A 7,732-nucleotide genomic window follows, 5' to 3' on the forward strand; every position below is an offset into this window, starting at 1 on the left:
CCACGCACCTGCTCGACGGCGGGGCAGACCTCCGCGCGGTGCAGGAAATCCTGGGCCACAGCAGCCTGGCCACCACCCAGATCTACACCCACGTCTCCGTCGAGAGGCTCCGGCAAAGCTACCAGCAGGCCCATCCGAGGGCCTGAACCCGGAGCGTCGGGCCGCCCGGACCCCGGCTGGGTCCCTACGTGACGCCGCGCGGCGCGCCGGGAAAGACGCGCCGGATTGCACTGGCGTAATGAGGTGGGGTACGGCAGAATAAGACTCACGTCCGGCAACTTTGAAGTGTCGCTTGAGGCCCTTTGGCATCAGGTTCCACGGGGAAACCGGGCAGTAACTTAATAGTCTGGCAAGGACCACCGCTCACTACGGACCCGCGCAACAGACAGACATCCAGGCAGAGGTCGTTGGGGAAGACGTACCTACAGCTATGGAGGATGGAATGTCTGTTGCACTGACCCGCGGTGTGTTGTTCGTTCACTCGGCCCCAACTGCCCTGTGCCCCCACGTTGAGTGGGCCATAGGTTCTGTTGTGGACAAGCGGACGGATCTTGAGTGGACTGCTCAGCCAGCAGCGCCCGGAATGTTCCGGGCCGAGCTGTCGTGGACCGGAAACCCGGGCACGGGGGCGCAATTGGCGTCCGCTCTCCGAGGCTGGGCGCACCTGCGTTATGAGGTCACCGAAGAGCCCAGCCAGGGCGTTGATGGCGGCCGCTGGTCGCACACGCCCGAGCTTGGCATTTTCCACGCCGCCACGGACGTGCACGGCAACATCATGGTCTCCGAAGACCGCATCCGCTACGCCTACGAATCCGGCGCCGGCGACCCCTCCGCGGTCTACCATGAGCTCTCCCTCGCCCTCGGCGAAGCCTGGGACGAGGAACTCGAGCCATTCCGGCACGCGGCCGAAGGCGCCCCGGTGCGCTGGCTCCACCAGGTCGGCTAGCTCCCGCCGCAGCCGGCACACCGCAAAACGACCCATAGCAGCCCCGGACGACAGATGGCGGCAATGTTCCCGAGGAACATTGCCGCCATCCTGGCGTGCAGCGCCGGATCCGGAGCTAGATGCTCCGCACCGCGATCACGGCGTTGTGGCCGCCGAAGCCGAAGGAGTTGCTCAGCGCCGCGATGCTGCCGGACGGCAGGTCGCGGGCGGTCGTGACGACGTCGAGCGGGATCTCCGGATCCTGGTGCTCGAGGTTGATGGTCACCGGCGCCTTGCGGTCGTAGATGGCCATGACGGTCAGCACGGCTTCCACCGCACCCGAAGCGCCCAGCAGGTGCCCCATCTGCGACTTGGTGGCGGAGACTGCGACGTTGTCCAGCTGCTTGCCCAGGGCGGCCTTGAGGGCCGCGTACTCGGGCTTGTCGCCGACCGGGGTGGAGGTGGCGTGCGCGTTGACGTGCACCACGTCCTCAGGCTGGATGCGGCCGTCGAACATGGCTGCCTTCAACGCCCGGGTGGCGCCGAGGCCCTGGGGGTCCGGGGCGGTGATGTGGTATGCGTCGGCGGTGACCGAGGTGCCGGCGAGTTCGGCGTAGATCCGGGCGCCGCGGGCCAGGGCGTGTTCTTCGGCCTCCAGCACCAGGGCACCGGCGCCTTCGCCCATGACGAAGCCGTCGCGGTCGAGGTCGTAGGGGCGCGAGGCGTGCTCGGGGTCGTCGTTGCGGCGCGAGAGCGCCTGCATGGAGGCAAATGCTGCGATCGGCATCGGGTGGATGGCGGCTTCGGCGCCACCGCAGACGACGACGTCGGCCTTGCCGGAGCGGATCAGGTCCAGGCCCATGTGCACGGCTTCGGTGCCGGACGCGCAGGCGGAGACGGGGGTGTGGGCGCCGGCGCGGGCACCCAGGTCAAGGCTGACGGCTGCTGCCGGGCCGTTGGGCATCAGCATGGGCACGGTCATCGGCAGGACGCGTCGGGGGCCCTTTTCGCGCAGGGTGTCCCAGGCGTCAAGGAGGGTCCAGACTCCGCCGATGCCGGTGGCGAAGGCCACGGCCAGGCGGTCGTGGTCAACTTCCGTGATGCCGGAGTCGGCCCAGGCCTCGCGGGAGGCGACGACGGCGAACTGGGTGGAGGGGTCCATGCGCTTGGCCTCGACCCGGCTCAGGACCTCAGTCGCGGGGGTGGTGGCGCGTGCGGCAAAGTGGACGGGCAGTTCGTACTTGGCCACCCAGTCATCTTCAAGCGTGTGCGCGCCGGAGACGCCCTTGAGCGCGTTCTTCCACATCGTGGGGACATCGCCGCCAATGGGTGTGGTGGCACCCAGACCGGTAATGACTACTTTGCGTGCCATGGGATCACTCTCTGTCGGTGCGCCAGCCGTATCCGGCACCTGGGAGAGGTTGCCGGGGCCCGCGTTTGAAAAACTCTGGGGTGGTGCAGTGGATGGTCCTGCAAGTGGCGCGGTCCGGGGGTGCAGTTGCGCCCCCGGACCGGCCGGGGCCTGAATTAGGCCTGTGCGTTCGCGATGAAGCTGACGGCGTCGCCGACGGTCTTGAGGTTCTTGACCTCTTCGTCCGGGATGCGCACGCCGAACTTCTCTTCAGCGTTGACGACGATGGTCATCATCGAGATGGAGTCGATGTCCAGGTCCTCGGTGAAGGACTTGTCCAGTTCGACGGCCTCGGTGGCCAGGCCGGTCTCTTCGTTGACGATTTCAGCCAGGCCGGCCAGGATCTCTTCGTTGCTCGCCATTGATGGCTCCTTTTCTGTTGTTGTCCCGGGCTGCCGGTGTGCCGGCATCCCGGGACGGAAATGATTCAAACCGAGGGTTCGGCTTGCGGTGGGATTTAAGGCTGGGGGAAAGCTGGGGGAAACAAGGACGCCTACGGAAGCACGATCACTTGGGCACCGAAGACCAGCCCGGCGCCGAAGCCGATCTGCAGTGCAAGCCCGCCGCTGAGCTGCGGGTTTTCCTGCAGCAGGCGGTGGGTGGCGAGGGGGATGGAGGCCGCGGAGGTGTTGCCGGCGTCGGCGATGTCCCGCGCGATGATGACGTGCTCCGGCAGCTTGAGTTTTTTGGCCATCTCGTCGATGATCCGCATGTTCGCCTGGTGCGGGATGAAGGCCGCGAGGTCCTCGGCCGTGATGCCGGCGACGTCCAGTGCCTGCTGGGCCACCTTGGCCATTTCCCAGACTGCCCAGCGGAAGACCGTCTGGCCGTCCTGGCGGAGCGTGGGCCAGACGGCCGCGTCGGTGACGGCGGCTTCTTCGGCGCTCAGCGCACCGCCCTGCCTGCCAGCGGTGGCGAGCTCGCGGAGGTCCAGCATGGAGTGGGTCATGCCGATCGCGTCCCACTTGCTGCCGTCCGAGCCCCACACCGACGGTCCGATGCCGGGGGTGTCAGAGGGGCCGATCACAACGGCGCCCGCGCCGTCGCCGAGCAGGAAGGAGATGGTGCGCTCGGTGTTGTCGATGACGTCGGAAAGCTTTTCGGCGCCCACCACGAGGACATAGTTGGCGGCGCCTGAACGGACCAGCGCGTCGGCCTGGGCGATGCCGTAGCAGTACCCGGCGCACGCGGCGGAGATGTCAAAGGCCGGGGCCGGTGTCGCGCCGAGGCGGTCGGCGAGGCTGGCCGCCGCGGACGGCGTCGCGTAGGGGTGCGTCACGGTGGAGACGATGACGGCGCCGAGCTGGGACGCCTCGATCCCGGCTTTATGCAGGGCCTCGCGGGCGGCGCCTTCGGCCATGTCGATGACGCTGATGTCGGCGGGGGCGCGGTGCCGGGTGATGATGCCGGTGCGCTGGCGGATCCACTCGTCGGAGGAGTCGATCCACTGGCAGACGTCCTCGTTGGTGACGATCACGTCCGGCCGGTACGCACCGACTCCCATAATGCGGGTGTTCTCGTGCAGGGGCGCCTGCTTCAAAGTGGGAACGCTCATGCCTGTCCTTCCAGTTCTGCGAATAGGGCCAGGGCGGCGGACAGGTCGTCCGGGGTCTTGACGGTGACGGTCTTCACGCCCGGCATGCCGCGCTTGGCGAGGCCGGCCAGTGTTCCGGCGGGGGCCAGTTCAATGAGGCCGGTTACGCCCCGCTGCACGAGTGTTTCCATGCAGCGGTCCCAGCGGACCGGGCGGGACACCTGGGCGATCAGGCTCTCCACGGCGGCGTCACCATTGGTGACCTGCGCGCCGTCGAAGTTGGACAGCAGGGGGACCTGCGGGTTCCGCGGGTGCAGCTTGGGCCGGAGGGCCTGCAGTGCCGCGACGGCGGGAGACATGTGTGAGGTGTGGAACGCGCCGGCGACTTTCAGCGGAATGACCCGGGCCTTGGCCGGGGGGTTTTCCGCGAGGGCCTTGAGCTGGTCAAGGGTTCCGGCGGCGACGGTCTGGCCCGCGCCGTTGACGTTGGCTGCCGTGGCACCGCAGGCCTCGATCGCGGCCAGCACTTCAGCGGGGTCGCCGCCCACCACGGCGCTCATGCCGGTGGGCGTGGCCGCCGCGGCGGCTGCCATGCCGTTGGCGCGTTCACGGACGAAGGTCATGGCTTCGGTTTCAGTCAGCACGCCGGCGAGGGCGGAGGCTGTGATTTCGCCCACGGAGTGGCCGGCAAGGATGACCGGCAAGGTGGCGAGTTCGACGTCGAAGAGGGACTGCGCGGCCACCAGCCCGGCGGCGACGATCAGGGGCTGCGCCACGGCGGTGTCCTTGATCGTCTCTTCATCCGAGGTGGTGCCGTGGGCGGTGAGGTCGATACCTGCGATTTCGCTCAGGGCGGCCAAGTGGCCTGCGACGGGGGGCAGTTCCAGCCAAGGGGCGAGAAAGCCGGGGGTCTGGGAGCCCTGTCCAGGGCAGACGATTGCAAGCACGTATCCAGCTTTCCAAACTACGGCGTGATTATCGGTGTATTCATGCACCAAGCTCACAGGGTCACTTTGTAGGAAGTCTACAACTGCTCAGAGGTTGTTACGCGACGGCTGTCGTTCGGTGGCGGGCTTCGGCGGGGTCGCGAGCCGGCCCACAACGAGGGCGGTCTGGAGCACAAAGGCTTCCCGCGGCAACAGCGGATCCCACCCCGTGACGTCACAGACGCGTTTGAGCCGGTAGCGCACGGTGTTGGCGTGGACGAAGAGTTCACGGGCCGTGGCTTCGAGGGAATGTCCGAGTTCGAGGTAGGTGCCCAGGGTCTCCACCAGCCCGTTGGAGGCCGCGATGAGGGGCCGGTAAATATTCTTGACGAGGGAACGCCGGGCGGCGTCGTCGCCGGAGATCACACGCTCGGGCAGGAGGTCATCGGCAGCCACCGGGCGCGGCGCGGCGGGCCAGGCGCGGGCAGCAGTCAGCCCCGCAAAGGCGGACTGGGCGGAGCCGCTGGCGTCCAGCAGGGAATCCGCTTCGGCGCCGTAGACGACCGGCCCCGGAGCGAAGAGTTCGGCGAGTTTCAGGTAGGCGGTCTCGCGGTCGTGGAGCCCGCCAAGGATGAGGATCAGCCGGTCGCCCTGGATCCCGACGAGGGCGTCCTCGGCGAAGCGTCCGGCCGTGCGGCGCAGTTCGCTGACGTAGCTGGCGTTCGGTTCGGACGGGGAATTTCCCACCATGACAGTGAAACGCTCCTGCGCCTTCCAGCCCAGGGCGGCAATCCGGGACCGCAGGGCATCGGTGTTTTCGCCGCGCAGGATCGCATCCACGATGAGGGCTTCGAGCCGGGTGTCCCACGATCCGCGGGTTTCGGCGGCGCGGGCGTAGACGTCGGCGGCGGCGAAGGCCACCTCCCGGGAGTACCTCAGCACCGCCTCGCGCAACGCGCCCTGGTCCGCCTCGGGGGCGATCACGGGGACCTGGTCCTCGACGACCTCAACGACGATCCGGATCAGCTGGAGGGCCTTTTGCAGGCTGATGGAGCGGGTGAGTTCGGTTGGCGCGGTGCCGAAGACGTCGGAAAGGATCCACGACGGCGAGCTGGGGCGCTCGTACCAGGTGACGAAGGCGGCGATGCCGTTCTGGGCCACCATGCCCAGGGCGGAGCGTTCGTCCGAGTTTAGCCGGCTGTACCACGGCAGGGACTTCTCCAACTGCCGCAGCGTCGTCGTGGAGAGCTGCCCGACGCTGCCCCGGAGCTTCTTGAGCGTCTCGACCTTTTCCGGGGACATCGCCCTCGAGGCGGGCTTGCGTTTTGCGGGAGTGGTGATCGGCTCGGCCATGCTTCGAGCATACGGTGCAGCCCGCCCAAGCTCCATTTGTGCAAAGGCTACAAGGCACCTTGTGCTGGATCACAGTGCTGGATCACATCGGCGCACCGCAGCCGCGCCGGGTTCCCGGACGGGCACAGGAACGCTGATTAACGCCGACGGCGGCCCCCACCTTCCGGTGGGGACCGCCGTCGTACGCTGCTGGACTGACTCTAGGAGTCGCCGCCGGCGTTGCCGGTGGTGCCGGCGTTGACGTTGTGCAGGCGGTACTTCTCGATTGCCTGGGCCGGGGCCTGGGCATCCACCTCGCCGCGGCGGGCCAGCATCTGCAGGGAACGCACAACCACGGAGTGGATGTCGTTCTTGAAGAAGCGGCGGGCAGCGGCGCGGGTGTCGGAGAAGCCGAACCCGTCCGCGCCGAGCGAGGCGAACTCGTTCGGCAGGAACTGGCGGATCTGGTCCGGGACGGCCTTCATGTAGTCGGTGACGGCCACGATCGGGCCGGTGGCGCCGGCGAGCTGCTGGGCCACGAACGGGACGCGGGCGGGCTGGCCGGGGTTGAGGAAGGCTTCTTCCTCGGCGGCCATGGCGTCGCGGCGCAGTTCGGTCCAGGACGTGACGGACCAGACGTCGGCGGAGACGCCCCAGTCCTCGGCGAGGATCCGCTGGGCCTCGAGGGCCCACGGTACCGAGACGCCGGAGGCGAGGATCTGCGTGCGCGGGCCGTCAATCTTGGCCGGCGCCAGCAGGTAGATGCCCTTGATGATGCCCTCGACGTCGAGTTCCGCCGGAGCTGCCGGCTGGGAGATCGGCTCGTTGTAGACCGTGATGTAGTACATCACGTTCCGCGACGGGTCGTTGTCCGCGAGGCCCGGACCATACATGCGGTTGAGGCCGTCGCGCATGATGACGCCGATCTCGTAGCCGTAGGCAGGGTCGTAGCTCAGGACGGCCGGGTTGGTGGCGGCCAGGATCGGGGAGTGGCCGTCGGCGTGCTGCAGGCCTTCGCCGGTCAGCGTGGTGCGACCGGCGGTGGCGCCGATGATGAAGCCGCGGGTCATCTGGTCCGCGGCGGCCCAGAAGGAATCACCGGTGCGCTGGAAGCCGAACATCGAGTAGAACACGTAGATCGGGATCAGCGGCTCGCCGTGCGTGGCGTAGGACGTTCCCGCGGCGGTGAACGCGGCCACGGAACCGGCCTCGTTGATGCCGGCGTGCACGATCTGGCCGGAGATGGACTCCTTGTAGGCCAGGACGAGCTCGCGGTCCACGGACAGGTAGTTCTGGCCGTTCGGGTTGTAGATCTTCGCCGTCGGGAAGAACGCGTCCATGCCGAAGGTGCGCGCCTCGTCCGGGATGATCGGCACGATCCGCTGGCCGAATTCCTTGTCCCGCATGAGGTCCTTGAGCAGCCGGACGAACGCCATGGTGGTGGCTGCCAGCTGCTTGCCGGAGCCGCGGTTCGCGACTTCGTAGACCTTCTCCTCCGGGAGCTTGACCCCGGAGTGCTTGGAGCGGCGTTCGGGGACGAAGCCGCCGAGCGCGCGGCGGCGTTCCATCAGGTACTGGATCTCGGGGGAGTCCATGCCGGGGTG

Annotated in this window: 8 protein-coding genes; 2 read left to right on the top strand and 6 right to left on the bottom strand. The window is 67.9% G+C overall.

Translation table 11 applies throughout. The annotated features are described in order from the left end of the window. Nucleotides 1-146, top strand: a 146-nt coding sequence (locus BJQ90_RS19280) for a tyrosine-type recombinase/integrase (RefSeq protein WP_226761813.1), incomplete at its 5' end; no start/stop codon positions are given. A 296-nt stretch (nt 147-442) separates the two neighbouring features. Then, nucleotides 443-946, top strand: coding sequence for a DUF3145 domain-containing protein (locus tag BJQ90_RS19285; protein WP_024368243.1), 504 nt, complete (start codon nt 443-445; stop codon nt 944-946). A gap of 115 nt (nt 947-1,061) precedes the next feature. On the opposite strand, the gene fabF is transcribed toward BJQ90_RS19285, so the two are convergent. From fabF to BJQ90_RS19315, 6 genes are all read right to left on the bottom strand, one after another. Continuing rightward, nucleotides 1,062-2,297, bottom strand: a complete 1,236-nt coding sequence (gene fabF, locus BJQ90_RS19290; protein ID WP_226761809.1) for a beta-ketoacyl-ACP synthase II — start codon at nt 2,295-2,297, stop codon at nt 1,062-1,064. Nucleotides 2,298-2,452: 155 nt separating this feature from the next. Beyond that, the gene (locus BJQ90_RS19295; RefSeq protein WP_011692310.1) at nt 2,453-2,698 is read right to left on the bottom strand and encodes an acyl carrier protein; all 246 of its coding nucleotides are present in this window, start codon (nt 2,696-2,698) and stop codon (nt 2,453-2,455) included. A gap of 131 nt (nt 2,699-2,829) precedes the next feature. Then, nucleotides 2,830-3,891 carry a beta-ketoacyl-ACP synthase III gene (locus BJQ90_RS19300; RefSeq protein ID WP_226761810.1) on the bottom strand — a complete coding sequence of 354 codons (1,062 nt, stop codon included), beginning with the start codon at nt 3,889-3,891 and terminating at the stop codon, nt 2,830-2,832. Then, the gene (locus tag BJQ90_RS19305; RefSeq protein WP_226761811.1) at nt 3,888-4,817 is read right to left on the bottom strand and encodes an ACP S-malonyltransferase; all 930 of its coding nucleotides are present in this window, start codon (nt 4,815-4,817) and stop codon (nt 3,888-3,890) included. Before BJQ90_RS19305 ends, BJQ90_RS19300 begins: the two co-directional genes overlap by 4 nt. Before the next feature lie 87 nt (nt 4,818-4,904). Continuing rightward, nucleotides 4,905-6,149: a PucR family transcriptional regulator gene (locus BJQ90_RS19310; protein ID WP_226761812.1), complete on the bottom strand. Its 1,245-nt coding sequence runs from the start codon at nt 6,147-6,149 to the stop codon at nt 4,905-4,907. Between the two features lie 200 nt (nt 6,150-6,349). Beyond that, on the bottom strand, nt 6,350-7,732 hold a 1,383-nt coding region (locus tag BJQ90_RS19315; RefSeq protein ID WP_413463720.1), incomplete at its 5' end, for a transketolase-like TK C-terminal-containing protein.

The organism is Arthrobacter sp. SO3 (genome assembly GCF_020532825.1).
In the GTDB taxonomy this organism is placed as follows: domain Bacteria; phylum Actinomycetota; class Actinomycetes; order Actinomycetales; family Micrococcaceae; genus Arthrobacter.